Below are 18,164 nucleotides of genomic sequence, written 5' to 3'. Positions count from 1 at the left end.
GAGGACCAGTAGGTCTCTGGGGGAGTCGGGTCGACGTTGACGATCCGACAGCGGAGGGGCTGTGGGGGAACCCGATGGAAATCGACGACCTTGCGTTTCCGCTAACGCGCGGTCAGTTAGACATTTGGCTCGCGCAGGAAACCGGGCTGACTTCAACTGAGTGGCAGCTTGGGCTTTTCGTCCGGATTGATGGCGTGGTCCAGCGGGGTTCGCTGGAGTGGGCGATCCGGCGAGTGGTTCAAGAGGCCGAGCCCGCCCGCGCCGCCTTTTTTGAAGTCGATGGCCGCGTTTTTCAGCGGGCGGTCGACTACCCGGACGTTGAACTGGATTTCCACGATTTAACGGGCTCTGAAGACCCGGTGCGGGAAGCGCGCGAGACGGCGTTGTCGATTCAGCGCACCCCGATGCCGTTGACCGGTCCTTTGTTCAAGTTCGCGTTATTCAAGACGAAGCGCGATGAGTTTTATCTGCTGGCGTGCGCGCACCACATCGCCATTGACGGCACCGGTGTGGTGTTGGTGGGGCAGCGCATTGCGTCGGTGTATTCGGCGATTGTGTCTGGCGCGCCGTTGCCCAGCGGTTTGTTCGGGTCGTTGCAGGACTTGGTCGACGGCGAATTGGCCTACGAATCCTCGGAGGACTACCGCGAGGACGAGGCGTACTGGTCGCAGAATCTGCCCGCCGAGACCCCCACTGACTACGGCATTGAAGAGGACACCGAGCGTGACCCCTGGCCGTCGGCGCCGGTGCAGCTCGACCCCGCCCTGGTGAGCCGGGTCGAAGAGCTGGCCCGCAACTGGGACGTTCCCCGGACCGCGGTGATCACCGCGGCCAGCGCGTTGCTGGTTCGCGGCTGGTGTGGCGAAGGCTCCGAAGTGGTGTTCGACTTCCCGGTCAACCGCCGGGTCAGCCCCGAGGCCAAGACCCTGCCCGGCATGGTGGCCGGCGTGGTGCCGCTGGTCATCAGCGTCGCACCCGGCGCCACCGTCGCCGAGCTGTGCGCGCACGTCAACACCCGCATCAAGGATGCGGTAACCCATCAGCGCTTTCCGGTGCACGCGCTGGAGCGCAAGGCGCGCGGATCGGGCCGGCTGGCCGAGCGGACGAACCTGAACTTCATTCCCGCGGGCTTCAGCCTGCCCTTCGGCGGCGCGACCGCGACGGCGTCGTACACCAACTCCGGTCAGGTGGGCGGCTTCGGCCTGATCTTCTCCAGCGACGGCGACGAGCTGTTCCTGAGCACTGCCGGTGCCGGCGGTCCGCTGTCGAACTTCGAGGTCGCCGAACTCGTGCGGCGCCTGGAGCAGGTGTTGGCGGCGATGGTCGCCGACCCAACGCGGCGGTTGTCGTCCATCGACCTGCTCGACGCCGGTGAGCAGGCCGGCCTGGACGAAATCGGCAACCGCGTCGTTTTGACGCAGCCTGCCGAGTCGACGTCGATCCCGGCGCTGTGGGCCGAGCAGGTTGAGCGGGTCGCCGAGTCGGTGGCTCTCGGTTGCGGCGATCAGTCGCTGACCTACCGCGAGCTGGACGAGGCGTCGAACCGGTTGGCGCACATGCTGATCGGCCAGGGCGTGGGCCCCGGCGGCTGCGTGGCGCTGCTGTCGCCGCGTTCGGCCGACGCGATCGTGGCGATCCTGGCTGTGCTCAAGACCGGTGCGGCGTACCTGCCCATCGACCCGAGCCTGCCCGCCGCGCGGTTGCAGTTCATGGTCGCCGATGCCGCCCCGGCGGCCGCGTTGACCACCGCGGCGTTGGCCGACCGGTTCGAGGGCTGCGAGCTGGCCGTCATCGACATCAACGACCCCGCCGTCGCGGACCAGCCGGCGACGTCGCTGCCGTTCCCGGCCCCCGACGACATCGCGCACATCATCTACACCTCGGGCACCACCGGTGTTCCCAAGGGCGTCGCGGTCACCCACCACAACGTCACCCAGTTGGTGAAGTCGGTGGACGCGCTGCCACCCGAGCAGGTGTGGTCGCAGTGGCACTCGTACAGCTTCGACGTCTCGGTGTGGGAAATCTGGAGCGCGCTGCTGCACGGCGGACGCCTGGTCGTCGTGCCGGAGTCGGTGGCCAGCTCGCCGGACGACTTGCACGCTCTGCTGGTCAACGAACAGGTCAGTGTGCTGGGTCAGACCCCGTCCGCGGTCGGCGCGTTGTCGCCGCAGGGCCTGGAGTCGACGGCGCTGATGGTGGCCGGCGAGGCCTGCCCGACCGAAGTGGTGGACCGCTGGTCGCCGGGCCGGGTGATGATCAACGCCTACGGCCCGACCGAGACCACGGTGTACGCGGCCATGAGCACGCCGTTGGAGTCCGGATCCGGGGCGGTGCCCATCGGAGCGCCAGTGCCGGGTGCGGCGCTGTTCGTGCTGGACGCGTGGCTGCGCCCGGTGCCCGCCGGCGTGGTCGGCGAGCTCTACGTCGCGGGCCGCGGCGTCGGTACCGGATACATCCGGCGTTCGGGCCTGACGGCGTCACGGTTCATGGCTTGCCCGTTCTCCGAGTCCGGGGACCGGATGTATCGCACAGGTGACCTGGTGCGCTGGGGTACCGACGGCCAGCTGCGCTACCTGGGCCGCGCTGACGAGCAGGTCAAGATCCGCGGCTACCGCATCGAACTCGGCGAAGTGCAGGCCGCGTTGGCCGGGCTGGATGGCGTTGAGCAGGCGGCGGTGATCGCACGCGAGGACCGTCCCGGCGACAAGCGGCTGGTCGGCTACATCACCGGAACCGCCGACCCGGGCGCGGCGCGTGCCGCGCTGACCGATCGGCTGCCGGGCTACATGGTGCCGAGCGCGATCGTGGTCTTGGAGACGCTGCCGTTGACGGTCAACGGCAAGCTCGACCGTCGCGCGCTGCCGGCGCCGGAATACCAGGACGTGGATCGCTACCGGGCCCCGGCCACTCCGGTTGAGGAGATTCTCGCCGACATCTACGCCCAGGTGTTGGGGCTCGAGCGCGTCGGTGTCGACGAGCCGTTTTTCGATCTGGGTGGCGACAGCATCTTGTCGATGCAGGTCGCCGCGCGGGCGCGGGCCGCCGGTGTGCTGTGCCGGCCGCGCGACATCTTCGTCGAGCAGACGGTGGCACGGCTTGCGGAGGTGGCCACGGTTGCGACCGGCGCCGACGCACTGGTCGACGAGGGGTCGGGCCCGGTTGAGGCCACCCCGATCATGCGCTGGCTGCGCAGCGTCGAGGGTCCGGTCGAGCAGTTCAACCAGACGGTTGTCGTGGACGCCCCGGCCGCTGTCACGAAGGCCGACGTCGTTGCGGTGCTGCAAGGCCTGGTGGATCGCCACGCGATGCTGCGGCTGCGCGTCGAGGACGACGGGGCCGGCGGCTGGTCGCTGAACGTTCCCGAGCCCGGCTCGCTGGACGCCGCTTCCTGCGTGCAGACGGCGGACGACCTGTCCGACGAGGTGCTGGTCGCGGCCCGGAAGACGCTGAATCCGGCCGGCGGCGTGATGTTGAGCGCGGTGTGGGCCGAGTCGACGCATCAGCTGGCGCTGATCATTCATCACCTGGCCGTCGACGGAGTCTCGTGGCGGGTGCTGCTCGAAGACCTCAATATCGCCTGGGCTCAGCACCACAGCGGCCAGCCGGTGGCGCTGCCGACCGGCGGCACGTCGTTCGCCCGCTGGTCGTCGCTGTTGGGTGAGTACGCGCACCGCCCCGACGTCGTCGACGAGGCGGACACCTGGCGACAGGTGGCGGCCACGCCGGCGGCCCTGGCCGCGGTGGGTCCCGACGACACGTACGCCACCGCCCGCAACCTGTCGGTGTCGCTCGACGTCGAGACGACGCGGCTGCTCCTCGGCGAGGCGCCCGCGGCGTTCCACGCCGGGGTCAACGACATCCTGCTGATCGCCTTCGGCCTGGCCTGGGCGAAGCTGCTCGGCACCGACGGCCCGATCGGCATCGACGTGGAGGGTCACGGCCGCCACGAAGAGCTCTCCGGCGACGTGGACCTGTCGCGCACGGTGGGCTGGTTCACCACCAAATACCCGGTGGCGCTGACCGTCGGCGAGCTGGACTGGACGCAGGTCGCTTCGGGTGGAGCGGCGCTGGGCGGCCTGGTCAAGGCCGCCAAGGAGCAGCTGCGCGCCCTGCCCGACCCGCTGACCTACGGCCTGCTGCGCTACCTGAACCCCGAGGTCGACCTGTCCGCGGCCGACCCGGTGATCGGGTTCAACTACCTGGGCCGGATGGGTGGCGCCGCGGAGCTGTCCGACCAGTTCTGGCGCGTCGGTCCCGACGGACTGTTCAGCGGGGCGGCCACCGTCGTGGCCATGCCGCTGATGCACACCGTGGAAGTCAACGCCGCCACCCTGGACACCGATGCGGGCCCGCACCTGCAGGCCAACTGGACCTGGGCGCCGTCGGCGATCGACGACGCACAGATCGACCGGCTCAGCCGCTACTGGTTTGAGGCGCTGGCCGGCATCTGCACGCACGTGCGCAGCGGCGGCGGCGGCCTGACCCCGTCCGACCTTGCGCCGGCCCGGTTGAGCCAAGACCAGATCGACCAGCTGCGCCAGCAGTACCAGATCGCCGATGTGCTGCCGCTGACCCCGCTGCAGCAGGGCCTGTTCTTCCACACCAGCGCCAGCGACGACCGCAACGCCCTGGGCGAGCTCTACTCGATGCAGCTGGACATCGCGGTGGCCGGCGGGCTCGACCCGCAGCTGTTGCGTGAGTCGGTGCAGTCGGTGGTCCGCCGGCACCCGCACCTGGCGGCGCGCTTCTGCGACCAGTTCGACGAGCCGGTGCAGGTCATCCCGGCCGACCCGGTCATGGCATGGCAGTACACCGAGCTCGACGGCAGCGACATCGGCGAGCAGGCCGACCGGATCTGCGCGGCCGAGCGCGCGGCCGTCTGCGACGTCATCGGTCAGCCGGTGTTCCGGGGCGCCTTGCTGCGCACCGGCGAGGACGAGCACCGGTTTGTGCTGACCTTCCACCACATCGTGCTCGACGGTTGGTCGATGCCGATCCTGCTGCAGGAGATCTTCGCCGGCTACTACGGACACCACCTGGGCGCGCCGGTGCCGTATCGCCGCTTCGTGACCTGGCTGGCCGATCGCGATCACGCTGCCGCAGAAGCGGTTTGGGGTCAGGTCCTGGCCGGGTTCGACACCCCCACCCTGGTCGGCGACCCGGGCCGAATGGGTCTGGGACAGCGCGGTGTGAGCTCGTTTACGGTGCCCGCCGAGACGACGGCGGCCCTGGGCGAGCTGGCTCGTGCGCAGCGCACCACGATCAACACCGTGCTGCAGGCCGCGTGGGCCCAGCTGCTGTGCGGCCTGACCGGCCAGCGCGACGTGGCGTTCGGCGCCGCGGTTTCTGGTCGGCCGACCGACATGGTCGGTGCCGAGTCGATGGTCGGGTTGTTGATCAACACGGTTCCGGTGCGGGCCAACCTCGCCGCGGCCGCCACCACCGTCGAGCTGCTCGAGCAGCTGCAGACGGCGTACAACGAAACCGTCGAGCACCAGCACCTGGCGCTGCGCGACATCCACCGCATCACCGGCCTGGACCAGGTTTTCGACACCCTGTTCGTCTACGAGAACTACCCGGTGGACGCGTCGGCGCTGGGTGACATCAACGGGCTGTCGATCACCGAATTCAGCAGCCGCGAATACAACCACTACCCGCTGACGATGGTGGCGCACCCCGGCCAGGAGCTGGGTCTGCGCGTCGAGTTCGACACCGAGATCTTCGACGTGGCCGGTATCGAGGCCCTCATCGAGCGCCTGCAGCGCGTGCTGGCCGTGATGACCACGGACCCGCAGCGCCGGCTGTCGTCGATCGATCTGCTCGACGAGGGCGAGCACGCCCGGCTCGACGGCTGGGGTAACCGCTCGGTGCTGGCCCAGCCGGCGGGCAGGCCGGTGTCGATCCCCGTGCTGTTCGCGGGTCAGGTCGCCCGGATCCCCGGGGCGGGCGCGCTGACCTTCCAGGGTCGCTCGATGAGCTACCGCGAGCTGGACGAGGCCTCGAATCGGTTGGCGCACAAGCTGGCTGCCCAGGGCGCTGGCCCTGGTGAGCGGGTGGCGTTGCTGCTGCCGCGGTCGACCGAGGCGATCGTGTCGATCATGGCGGTGCTCAAGACGGGGGCGGCCTATCTGCCGATGGACCCCGCGCATCCGGTGTCGCGGACGCAGTTCGTGCTCGGCGATGCCGCGCCGATCGCCGCGGTGACCACCGCCGATCTGCGCTCGCGCTTCGACGGCTACGACCTGGCGATCATCGACGTCAATGACCACGGCCTCGCCGATCAGCCGGACACCCGCTTGCAGACCCCGACGGCCGACGACATCGCGTACATCATTTACACCTCGGGCACGACCGGTACTCCGAAAGGTGTTGCGGTCACTCACCGTAACGTGATCCGATTGCTCGAGGCGCTGGACGCCGAGTTGGAGCTGGGGCAGGTCTGGTCGCAGTGCCACTCGCTGGCCTTCGACTTCTCGGTGTGGGAGATCTTCGGCGCGCTGCTCGGTGGCGGCCGGGTGGTCGTCGTGCCCGACGCGGTGGTTCGCTCGCCCGAAGACCTGCACGCACTGTTGGCGGCCGAGCATGTCGGTGTGCTGAGCCAGACGCCTTCGGCGTTCTACGCGTTGCAGACCGCCGACGCGCTCTCCTCGGAGTTGGGTCACCAGCTCAAGCTGCAGACGGTGGTGTTCGGTGGAGAAGCCCTTGAGCCGCAACGGCTTTCGACGTGGCTGCGCAACCACCCGGGGCCGCCGCGACTGATCAACATGTACGGCATCACCGAGACCACGGTGCACGCGTCGTACCGCGAGATCGTCGACGCCGACGTCGACAGCACAGTCAGCCCCATCGGGGTGCCGCTGGATCACCTCGGCTTCTTTGTCCTCGACGGATGGCTGCGACCCGTGGCGTCCGGTGTCGTCGGCGAGCTGTACGTCGCCGGTGCGGGTCTGGCGGCCGGCTACATCGGCCGGCCCGACCTGTCGTCGACCCGATTCGTGGCCTGCCCGTTCGGCGAGCCCGGGGAGCGGATGTATCGCACCGGCGACCTGGTGCGCTGGGGCACCGACGGCCAGCTGCGCTACGTCGGCCGCGCCGACGAGCAGGTCAAGATCCGCGGTCACCGCATCGAGCTCGGCGAGGTTCGTGCCGCGTTGGCCGACCTCGATGGCGTCGAGCAGGCGGTGGTGATCGCCCGCGAAGATCGCCCCGGCGACAAGCGCCTGGTGGGTTACGTGACCGGTTCCGCGGACCCGGCTGCGGCGCGAAGCGCACTGGCCGAGCGACTGCCGGTCTACATGGTGCCCGCCGCGGTAGTCGCGGTGGAGGTCCTGCCGCTGACGGTCAACGGCAAGTTGGACATCCGCGCGCTGCCGGCCCCGGGATACCTCGATGGCAGCAGCGGCTACCGGGCTCCCGTCACCGCGGTGGAGGAGATCCTCGCCGGCATTTACGCGCAGGTGCTGGGCCTGGAGCGGGTAAGCGTCGACGATTCGTTCTTCGACCTGGGTGGCGACAGCATTTTGTCGATGCAGGTCGCGGCGCGGGCGCGGGCCGCGGGTGTGTTGTGCCGTCCGCGTGACATTTTCGTGGAGCAGACGGTGGCCCGGCTGGCCACGGTGGCCACGGTCGCCAGCGCCGAGGACCTGCTGGCCGACGAGGGCCTCGGCCCGGTGGTGACCACGCCGATCATGCACTGGCTGCGCAGCGTCGACGGACCCGTCGACCAGTTCAACCAAACGGTCGTGGTCGACGCCCCGGCCGGGGTGAGCGAGGCCGACGTGGTGGCGGTGCTGCAGGCGCTGCTGGATCGCCACGCGATGCTGCGGCTGCGCGTCGACGAGGATTGGTCGCTGTCCGTGCCGGAGCCCGGCTCGGTGGACGCCGGCATGTGCGTGCAGTCGGTGCACGAGCTGACCGACGAGGCGCTGGTGGCGGGCCGCGAGAAGCTGGACCCGTCGGCGGGGCTGATGCTGAGCGCGGTGTGGGCCGAGTCCACCAGCCAGTTGGCGCTGATCATTCATCACCTGGCCGTCGATGGCGTGTCCTGGCGGGTGCTGCTCGAGGACCTCAACATCGCCTGGGCCCAGCACCACAGCGAGCAGGCCATCGAATTGCCCACCGGGGGAACGTCATTCGCCCGCTGGTCGGCGATGCTCAACGAGCACGCACACCGTCCTGCGGTCATCGACCAGGCCGAGGCCTGGCGGAAGGTCGCCGCCACCCCCGCGGCCCTGCCCGCGGCGGGCGCCGAGGACACCTACGCCAACGCGCAGACCATGTCGGTGTCGCTGGACGCCGAGACGACGCGGTCGCTGCTCGGTGAGGTGCCCGCGGCGTTCCACGCCGGGGTCAACGACATCCTGCTGATCGCCTTCGGCATGGCCTGCTCGAAGCTGCTGGGGACGAAGGCCCCGATCGGCATCGACGTCGAGGGCCACGGCCGCCACGAAGAGCTCTCCGGCGACGTGGACCTGTCGCGCACGGTCGGCTGGTTCACCACCAAGTACCCGGTGGCCTTGAGCGTTGGCGGGCTGGACTGGTCCCAGATCGCTTCCGGCGCAACGCCGTTGGGTGCGCTGGTGAAGGACGCCAAGGAGCAGCTGCGGGCGCTGCCCAACCCGCTGTCCTACGGGCTGCTGCGCTACCTGAACGCCGACGTCGAGCTGTCCGGCGCCGACCCGGTGATCGGGTTCAACTACCTGGGCCGCATGGGCGGCACCGCGGAGCTGTCCGATCAGCTGTGGCGGCTGGGCACCGAAGGTCTGACCCGCGGCGCGGCCACCGTCGTTCCGCTGCCGCTCGCTCACAGCCTTGAGCTCAACGCGGTCACCCTCGACGCCGAGGCGGGCCCGCAGCTGCAGGCCAACTGGACCTGGGCCGCTTCCGCGGTCGGCGAGGGCCAGATCGGCGAATTGAACCGGCTGTGGTTCGAGGCGCTGGCCGGGATCTGCGCCTACGTGCGCGGCGGCGGCGGGGGATTGACCCCCTCGGATCTTGCTCCGGCGCGCTTGAGCCAGAACCAGATCGACGAGCTCGAGCGCGAGCACGAGCTGGCCGATGTGCTGCCGCTGACCGCGCTGCAGCAGGGTCTGTTCTTCCACACCAGCCTCACGCATGGCAGTGGCGACGACCTCGGTGACCTCTACGCCGTGCAGCTGGACATCACGCTGACCGGACCGCTGGACGCCGACAAGTTGCGCGAATCGGTGCAGGCGGTCGTGCAACGGCATCCGCACCTGGTGGCCCGCTTCAGCGACCACTACGACGAGCCCGTGCAGATCATCCCGGCCAACCCCGAAATCGCTTGGGAATACCTCGAACTCGATGGCGACAACGTCGAGGCGCAGGTCGACCGGGTGTGCGCGGCCGAGCGGGCGGCGATCTGCGACCTGGCGAACCAGCCGGCCTTCCGGGCGGCGCTGTTGCGCACCGGCGAGGACCGGTACCGGTTCGTGCTGACCAACCACCACATCGTGATGGACGGCTGGTCGAAACCGATTCTGCTGCAGGAGATCTTCGCCGGCTACTACGGCCAGCAGCTGCCTGCCGCCACGTCCTACCGCCGCTACGTCAGTTGGTTGTCCGAGCGGGACAAGGCCGCCGCCGAGGTCGCATGGACCGAGGTGTTCGCCGGCTTCGACAGCCCGGCGCTGGTGGCCGAGGCCGGTCGGGAACGGTTGGGGCGCCGCGACGTTGCCTCGTTCACCGTCCCCGCCGAGACCACCGCGGCGCTGGGCGAGCTGGCCCGGTCCTGCCACACCACGGTCAACACCGTGCTGCAGGCCGCATGGGCTCAGCTGCTGGTCTGGCTGACCGGTCGCAGTGACGTTGCGTTCGGCACGGCGGTGTCGGGCCGGCCCACCGAAGTCGCCGGGGCGGACTCGATGGTCGGGTTGTTGATCAACACCGTGCCGGTGCGCGCGAGCATCACCGCGTCGACCACCATTGGTGATCTGCTCGAGCAGCTGCAGGGCGCCTACAACGACACCCTCGAGCACCAGCACCTGGCGCTCAGCGACATTCACCGCGTCACCGGCCACGACCAGCTGTTCGACACGCTGTTCGTCTACGAGAACTACCCGATCGACACCAGCGCGCTGGTGGGCACCAACGGGCTGGCCGTGGCCGACTACACGAGCCGCGAATACAACCACTACCCGCTGACGGTGCAGGCCGTGCCGGGGCATGAGATCGGTCTGCGCGTCGAATACGACACCGAGCTGTTCAACACCGCCCGCATCGAGAAACTCATCCAACGGCTCCAGCGTGTACTGGTGGCCATGACCGCTTCAGGGCAGGGCTCATGAGTGCCGACCCAACACGTCGGCTCCTTTCTCTTGATCTGCTCGATGAGGATGAGCATGCTGGGCTCGATGACTGGGGCAACCGCGGCGTACTGACCCGTCGCACCACGCCGGTCTCCATTCCGGCCGCCTTCGCCGAGCAGGTAAACCGGGTGCCCGACGCGCTGGCGCTGAGTTGCGGCGAGCAGTCGTGGACCTACCGCGATCTCGACGAGGCCACCAACCGGCTGGCGCACTTGCTCGCTAGCCAAGGCGTGGGGCCCGGACAGTATGTGGCGCTGCTCTTTTCGCGTTCGGCCGAGGCGATCGTGGCGATCCTGGCGGTGCTCAAGGCCGGGGCGGCCTATCTGCCCATCGACCCGGTGGTGCCCGAGGCCAGGCTGAAGTTCATCATCGAAGACGCGGGCCCGATCGCCGTTGTCACCACCGCGGGCCTGCGGTCGCGGTTGGACGGCTTCGACCTCACCGTCCTCGAGGTCGACGATGCGCGCCTCGAAACGCAGCCCAGCACGGCGCTGTCGCTGCCCGCTCCGGAAAACCTTGCCCACATCATCTACACCTCGGGAACGACCGGCGTCCCCAAAGGTGTTGCTGTCACTCATCACAACGTGACCCGGCTGTTCGAGTCGTTGGACGACGGCCTGGACCGCACCGGTGTGTGGACGCAGTGCCACTCGCTGGCGTTCGACTACTCGGTGTGGGAGATGTGGGGCCCGCTGCTGGGTGGCGGTGAGCTGGTGGTGGTGCCCGAGTCGGTGACGGCCTCGCCGGACGACTTCCATGCGCTGCTGGTCGCCAAGCAGGTCAGCGTGTTGAGCCAAACACCCACTGCGGTAGCGGCTTTGGTACAGGAGGGGCTGGAATCCGCCGCGCTGATCGTGGCGGGCGAGGCCTGCCCCGCCGAGGTGGTGGACCAATGGGCGCCCGGCCGCGTGATGATCAACGGCTACGGGCCTACCGAGACCACCGTGTACGCCACGCTGAGTGCGCCGCTGGAGGCGGGCTCCGGGGCGGTGCCGATCGGGGCGCCGGTGTCCGGAGCGGCGTTGTTCGTGCTCGACGCGGGTCTGCGCCGAGTGTCGGCCGGTGTGGTCGGCGAGCTGTACGTGGCGGGCACCGGTGTGGGGGTCGGTTACCTCGGTCGGGCCGGGCTGACCGCAGCGCGCTTCGTCGCGTGCCCGTTCGGTGGATCCGGAACGCGGATGTATCGCACCGGAGACTTGGTGCGGTGGGCCGCCGACGGGCAGCTGGAATACCTCGGCCGCGCTGACGAGCAGGTCAAGATCCGCGGCTACCGCATCGAACTCGGCGAAATCCGTTCCGCGCTGGCCGGTTTGGCCGATGTGGAGTCCGCGGTCGTGGTCGCGCGCGAGGACCGTCCCGGGGACAAGCGGCTGGTCGGCTACATCACCGGCACCGCAGATCCCGCCGAGCTGCGCGCGCAGCTGACCGAGCGGTTGCCGGCGTACATGGTTCCGGTCGCGATCGTGGTGCTCGAGGCGCTCCCGTTGACGCCCAACGGCAAGCTCGACAAGCGCGCGCTACCCGCGCCGGAATACCAGGATGTGGACCGCTACCGCGCCCCTTCCACCGCGGTCGAAGAGATCCTCGCCGACATTTACGCCCAGGTGCTGGGCCTGGAGCGGGTCGGGGTGGACGAGTCGTTCTTCGACCTGGGTGGCGACAGCATTCTGTCGATGCAGGTCGCCGCGCGGGCGCGGGCCGCCGGTGTGTTGTGCCGCCCGCGCGACGTATTCGTCGAGCAGACCGTGGCCCGGCTGGCGCAGGTCGCGACCGTCGGCGGTGCCGGCGGTGTCGTCGACGTAGGCGTCGGCCCGCTCGAGGCCACGCCGATCATCCATTGGCTGCAAGGGGTTGACGGCCAAGTCGATCAGTTCAACCAGACGGTGGTGGTCGACGCCCCGGCCGGGGTGACCCAGGCCGACGTGGTGGCGGTGTTACAGGCCTTATTGGATCGCCACGACATGCTGCGGCTGCGGGTGGAGAACAACGAGGGGGCGGGGGGTTGGTCGCTGTCCGTGCCCGATCCCGGCTCCGTCGACGCGAGCGCGTGTGTTCAGACCGCGCATGCGTTGTCCGACGACGTGTTGGTCGCGGCGCGGGAGAAGCTGAACCCCGCGGCCGGGCTGATGCTCAGTGCGGTGTGGGCCGAGTCGACTGGCCAGTTGGCGTTGATCGTTCATCACCTGGCGGTCGACGGAGTCTCGTGGCGCGTGCTGATCGAGGACCTCAACATCGCGTGGGTCCAGCACCACAGTGGACAGCCGGTAGCGCTGCCGGAGGTCGGCACCTCCTTCCGGCGCTGGTCGTCGCTGCTCAGCGAGCACGCCCGCGACGCGGCGGTGCTGGCCTCCGCCGAAACGTGGCGGCAGGTGGCGGCGACGCCCGCGCCGTTGCCCGCGGTCGGCCCGGAGGACACCTACGACAACGCCCGGAACTTGACGGTGTCGCTGGATGTGGAGACGACGCGGCTGCTGCTTGGCGAGGTGCCCGCGGCATTCCATGCCGGGGTCAACGACATCCTGTTGATCGCCTTCGGCCTGGCGTGGGCGAAGCTGCTGGGCACCGATGCCCCGATCGGCATGGACGTGGAAGGCCACGGCCGCCACGAGGAGCTCTCCGCCGACGTGGACCTGTCGCGCACGGTGGGCTGGTTCACCACCAAGTACCCGGTGGCGCTGAGCCTCGGCGGCCTGGATTGGCACGAAATCACCTCTGGTGCAGCATCATTGGGCGTGCTCGTCAAGGACGCCAAGGAGCAGCTGCGCGCCCTGCCCGACCCGCTGACCTACGGGGTGTTGCGGTACCTGAACCCCGAGGTGGACCTGGGCGAGTCGGAGCCGGTCATCGGGTTCAACTACCTGGGCCGGATGGGCGGCAACGTCGAGCTGTCCGAGGACCTGTGGCGCGTCGGCGAGGACGGCCTGTCGAGCGGCGCGGCGACGGTCGTGCCGATGCCACTGATGCACACCGTCGGCCTCAACGCCGTCACTCTCGACACCGATGCCGGCCCGCACCTGGAAGCCAACTGGACGTGGGCGCCCAAGGCGGTCGACGACGACCGGGTCGGCGAGCTGAGCCGGGCGTGGTTCGAAGCGCTGGCCGGCATCTGCAGGTACGTGCGACACGGCGGCGGCGGGTTGACCCCGTCGGACGTCGTGCCCGCGCAGCTGACTCAGCACCAGATCGACGAACTTGAGCGCCAGCACCACATCGCGGACGTCTTGCCGCTGACCCCGCTGCAAGAGGGGCTGCTGTTCCACGCCAGCTTCGCGCAGGACCCCAGCGACCTCAGCGAGCTCTACGCGGTGCAGCTGGAACTCGGCCTGGCCGGAGAGCTGGACGAGCACCGGCTGCGCGAGGCGGTGCACACGGCGGTCACCCGGCACCCGAACCTCGTCGCCCACTTCTACGACCAGTTCGACAAGCCGGTCCAGGTCCTGCCTGCCGACCCCGAGATCGCCTGGCGGTACGTGCAGCTGGACACCGGCGACGCCGACCTCGAAGAGCAGGTCCAGCGGGTGTGTGCGGACGAGCGCGCCGCGGTTTGCGATCTGGCCAACCAGCCGGCGTTCCGGGCCGCGCTGATTCGCACCGCGCCCGACCAATTCCGGTTCGTGCTGACCAACCACCACATCGTGCTGGACGGCTGGTCGATGCCGATCCTGCTGCAGGAAATCTTCACCACCTACTACGGACAGCGGCTGGGCGCGCCCGCGTCGTATCGCCGGTTCGTGAACTGGCTGGCCGATCGGGACTACCCGGCCGCCGAAGCCGCGTGGGCCGAGGTGTTCGCCGGCTTCGACGCCCCCACGCTGGTGGCTCCGCCGCAGCGGTTGGCGCTGGGGCAACGCGGTGTCGCGTCGTTCCGGGTGCCCGAGGACATCACGCGCGCGCTCGGTGAGCTGGCGCGCTCACAGCACACCACGGTCAACACCGTGCTGCAGGCCGCGTGGGCGCAGCTCCTCTGCGGGCTGACCGGCCAGCGCGATGTCGCGTTCGGCATCGTCGTCTCGGGACGTCCCACCGACGTGCCCGGCGCCGACTCGATGGTCGGGCTGTTGCTGAACACCGTGCCGGTCCGCGCGAAGATCTCCGACGCGACCACCACGGCGGATCTGTTGGGCCAACTGCAGGGTGACCACAACGACACGCTCGAGCATGAACACTTGGCGCTCAGCGAGATTCACCGCGTCACCGGCCACGACCAGTTGTTCGACACGATCTTCATGTACGAGAACTATCCGGTCGACGCCGCCGCGCTGGTCGGACTCGGCGGGCTGTCGGTCACCGGCTTCAACAGCCGGGAGTACAACCACTACCCGCTGTCGGTGCAGGCCCTTCCGGGCAACGAGCTCGGCCTTCGGATCGAGTACGACACCGACGTGTTCGCCCAGGCCGACATCGACGGGCTGGTCGACCGGCTGCAGCGCGTCGTCATCGCCATGACGGCCGAGCCAACCCGCCGGCTGTCGTCGATCGAGCTGCTGGACGACGGCGAGCGGGCCCAGCTCGACGAGTGGAGCAATCGGGCGATCCTGGGCCAGCACGCGACGCGCACCTCGATCCCGGCGATGTTCGCCGAGCAGGCGGCGCGTAGCCCCGACGCGGTGGCGCTGAACGACGGCGACCGGTCGTGGACCTACCGCGAACTCGACGAGACCTCGAACCGGTTGGCGCACTTGCTGGTTGACCAGGGTGTGGGCCCGGGGGAGCGGGTGGCGCTGCTGTATTCCCGCTCCGCAGAAGCGATCCTGTCGATGCTGTCGGTCCTCAAGACCGGGGCGGCGTACCTGCCGATCGACCCCGCGGTGCCCGAGGCCCGGCTGGAGTTCCTGATCGGCGACGCCGCGCCGGTGGCCGCGATCACCACCGCGGCCCTGACGTCCCGGCTGAACGCCTTCGACGTGACGGTGATCGACATCGCCGATCCGCGCATCGGCACACAGGACGCCGCGGCGCTGCCCGCACCGGCTCCCGACGACATCGCGTACGTCATCTACACCTCGGGCACGACGGGTGTGCCCAAGGGTGTGGCGATCTACCACCACAACGTCACCCAGCTGTTCGACACGCTGGACGCCGGCCTGCCCCCGGCGCACGAGCAGGTGTGGTCGCAGTGGCACTCGTACAGCTTCGACATCTCCGGCTGGGAGATTTACGCCGCGCTGCTGCGCGGTGGCCGGCTGGTGGTGGTGCCCGAGGCGGTGGCCGCCTCGCCCGAGGATTTCCGCGAACTGCTGATCGCGCAAAAGGTCAATGTCTTGTGCCAAACCCCTTCTGCCGTAGGGGCTTTGGCGCCCGAGGGCCTGGACGGGGTGACGCTGCTCGTCGGCGGCGAGGCCTGCCCGCCCGAGATCGTCGAGCGGTGGGCGCCGGGCCGCGTGATGATCAACGAGTACGGCCCGACCGAAGCCACAATGTGGGTGACGCTGAGCGCGCCGCTGACGCCCGGTTCGGGTGCGCCTCCGATCGGTTCGCCGCTGCCGGGCACCGCGCTGTTCGTGCTGGACGGCTGGCTGCGTCCGGTGGCGCCCGGGGTGGTCGGTGAGCTGTATGCCGCCGGCCGGGCCGTGGGCTGCGGGTACGCACGGCGGTCGGCGTTGACGGCGTCGCGGTTCGTGGCCTGCCCATTCGGCGGCGCCGGCGAACGCATGTACCGCACCGGCGACTTGGTGCGGTGGCGTCCGGACGGCCAGCTGCAGTACCTCGGCCGCACCGACGAACAGGTCAAGATCCGCGGGCACCGCATCGAACTTGGCGAGATCCAAGCGGCCCTGGCCGAACTCGAGGGCGCGGGGCAGACGGCCGTGATCGCCCGCGAGGACCGTCCGGGCGACAAGCGCCTCGTCGGTTACATCACCGGCAGCGCGGACCCGGCCGAACTGCGCGGCCAGCTCGCGGATCGGTTGCCGAGCTACATGATCCCCGCCGCGATCGTGGCCGTGCCGGCTCTGCCTCTGACGGTCAACGGCAAGCTCGACAAGCGGGCCCTGCCGGCGCCGGAATACCAGGACGCCCAGAGCTACGTCGCTCCGGCCAGCCCGATCGAGGAGACCCTGGCGGGCATCTACGCCCAGGTGCTGGGGATGGAGCGGGTCGGGGTCGAGGACTCCTTCTTCAACCTGGGCGGAAACTCGCTGTCGGCCATGCGGGTGATCGCTTTCGTCAACACCGCACTTGGTGTCCAGCTCGGCGTGCGCAGCCTGTTCGACGCGCCGACCGTGCGCAGCCTGAGCCAGCTAGTCGGCACGCATGGCAGCGACCCGGCCGCGAGCAATGCGCACTTCGCCGCGGTGCACGGCGCGAACGCCACCGAGGTGCACGCCCGCGACCTGACGCTGGACAAGTTCATCGACGAGACGACGCTGTCGACCGCTCCCACGCTGGCGGCCCCGAGCGGCGAGATTCGCACGGTGCTGCTGACCGGGGCGACCGGCTTCATCGGGCGTTACCTGGTGCTGGAATGGCTCGAGCAGATGGAGCTGGGCGGCGGCAAGCTGATCTGCCTGGTGCGGGCGAAGTCAGACGAGGACGCCTGGGCACGTCTGGACAAGACCTTCGACAGTGGTGACGACGAACTGATCCGGCATTTCCGGGAGTTGGCCGCCGATCACCTGGAGGTGATCGCCGGTGACAAGGGCGACGCGAACCTGGGCCTCGACGAGCAGGTGTGGCAGCGGTTGGCCGACTCCGTCGACCTGATCGTGGATTCGGCGGCCCTGGTTAATGCTGTGCTGCCGTATAGCGAATTGTTTGAGCCCAATGTGGTGGGAACCGGCGAGCTAATCCGCTTGGCGCTGACCAGCAAGCTGAAACAGTATGCCTATGTTTCGACCGCTGACGTGGGACGACAGGTCGACCCCGCTGCGTTTACCGAGGATGCCGATATTCGGGTGGTCAGCCCGACGCGGGTAATCGACGCCACATTGGCCAACGGCTACGGCAACAGCAAATGGGCTGGTGAGGTCCTGCTGCGCGAGGCCCACGATTTGTGCGGGCTACCGGTCTCGGTGTTCCGGTGCGATGTGATTTTGGTCGATACCGCTTATGCCGGCCAATTCAACGTGGCGGATATGTTCACGCGCATGGTACTGAGTCTGGTGTCCACCGGTGTGGCACCCGCGTCGTTCTATCAATTGGATTCTCAGGGGCAGCGGCAGCGGTCGCACTTTGACGGATTGCCGGTCCGATTTGTCGCCGAGGCGATCGCCGCGCTGGGTGCCGCGGTGGTCGAGGGATTCGAGACGTATCACGTGATGAATCCGCATGACGACGGCATCGGGCTTGACGAATTTGTGGATTGGATAATTGACGCCGATTACCCGATTGAGCGAATCGACGACTTCAAAGAGTGGTTGTCGCGGTTTGAAGCGGGATTACGCGAGCTGCCGGAAAAGCAGCGGCAGAACTCGGTGCTGGAAGTGTTGTTATTGCTGCTGCATACGGATTTGCAGCCGATCGAGCCCGTGCACGGAGCTCTGGCGTCGGCCGACCGCTTCCGCGCCGCGGTGCAGGAGGCCAAAATCGGCCCGGACAACGACATCCCGCACGTCTCACCGCCGACGATCATCAAATACGCCACGGACTTACAATTGGTCGGACTGTTGTAACGCGCGAATGATGGCCCGCTCTGCAATGCGTTGAACCGGATCCGCCGCGGCGACGTCATCACTATGGAGGCGCGGGGTCGGTCAGGTTTGCCCGAATCGGGGTGATTGTTGTGACGGGTCTGTGCTGCGCCTCACCGAACGCTAAGAATTTCGTTACAGGCAGGGATTTCATATATCGGCGCTGACCTGCGGCGATGCCTCGCCCAGCTCGGGAAATCGGCCTGTT

The 18,164-nt window shown here is 68.8% G+C and carries 2 protein-coding genes; both read left to right on the top strand.

What is annotated here, in order from left to right; translation table 11 throughout:
• The first annotated feature begins 74 nt into the window (after nucleotides 1–74).
• Nucleotides 75–10,307, top strand: a complete 10,233-nt coding sequence (locus MRAB57_RS28680) for a non-ribosomal peptide synthetase (protein ID WP_077089660.1) — start codon at nucleotides 75–77, stop codon at nucleotides 10,305–10,307.
• Nucleotides 10,304–17,938, top strand: a complete 7,635-nt coding sequence (locus MRAB57_RS28675) for a non-ribosomal peptide synthetase (protein ID WP_077089659.1) — start codon at nucleotides 10,304–10,306, stop codon at nucleotides 17,936–17,938. The genes MRAB57_RS28680 and MRAB57_RS28675 overlap by 4 nt, the downstream gene beginning before the upstream one ends.
• Nucleotides 17,939–18,164 lie beyond the last annotated feature (226 nt).

The sequence above is a fragment of the Mycobacterium rhizamassiliense genome (genome assembly GCF_900157375.1).
GTDB classification, from domain to species: Bacteria; Actinomycetota; Actinomycetes; order Mycobacteriales; family Mycobacteriaceae; genus Mycobacterium; species Mycobacterium rhizamassiliense.
The sequence above is the reverse complement of the archived record's forward strand: the minus strand, read 5'-3'. Positions and strand labels throughout refer to the sequence as shown.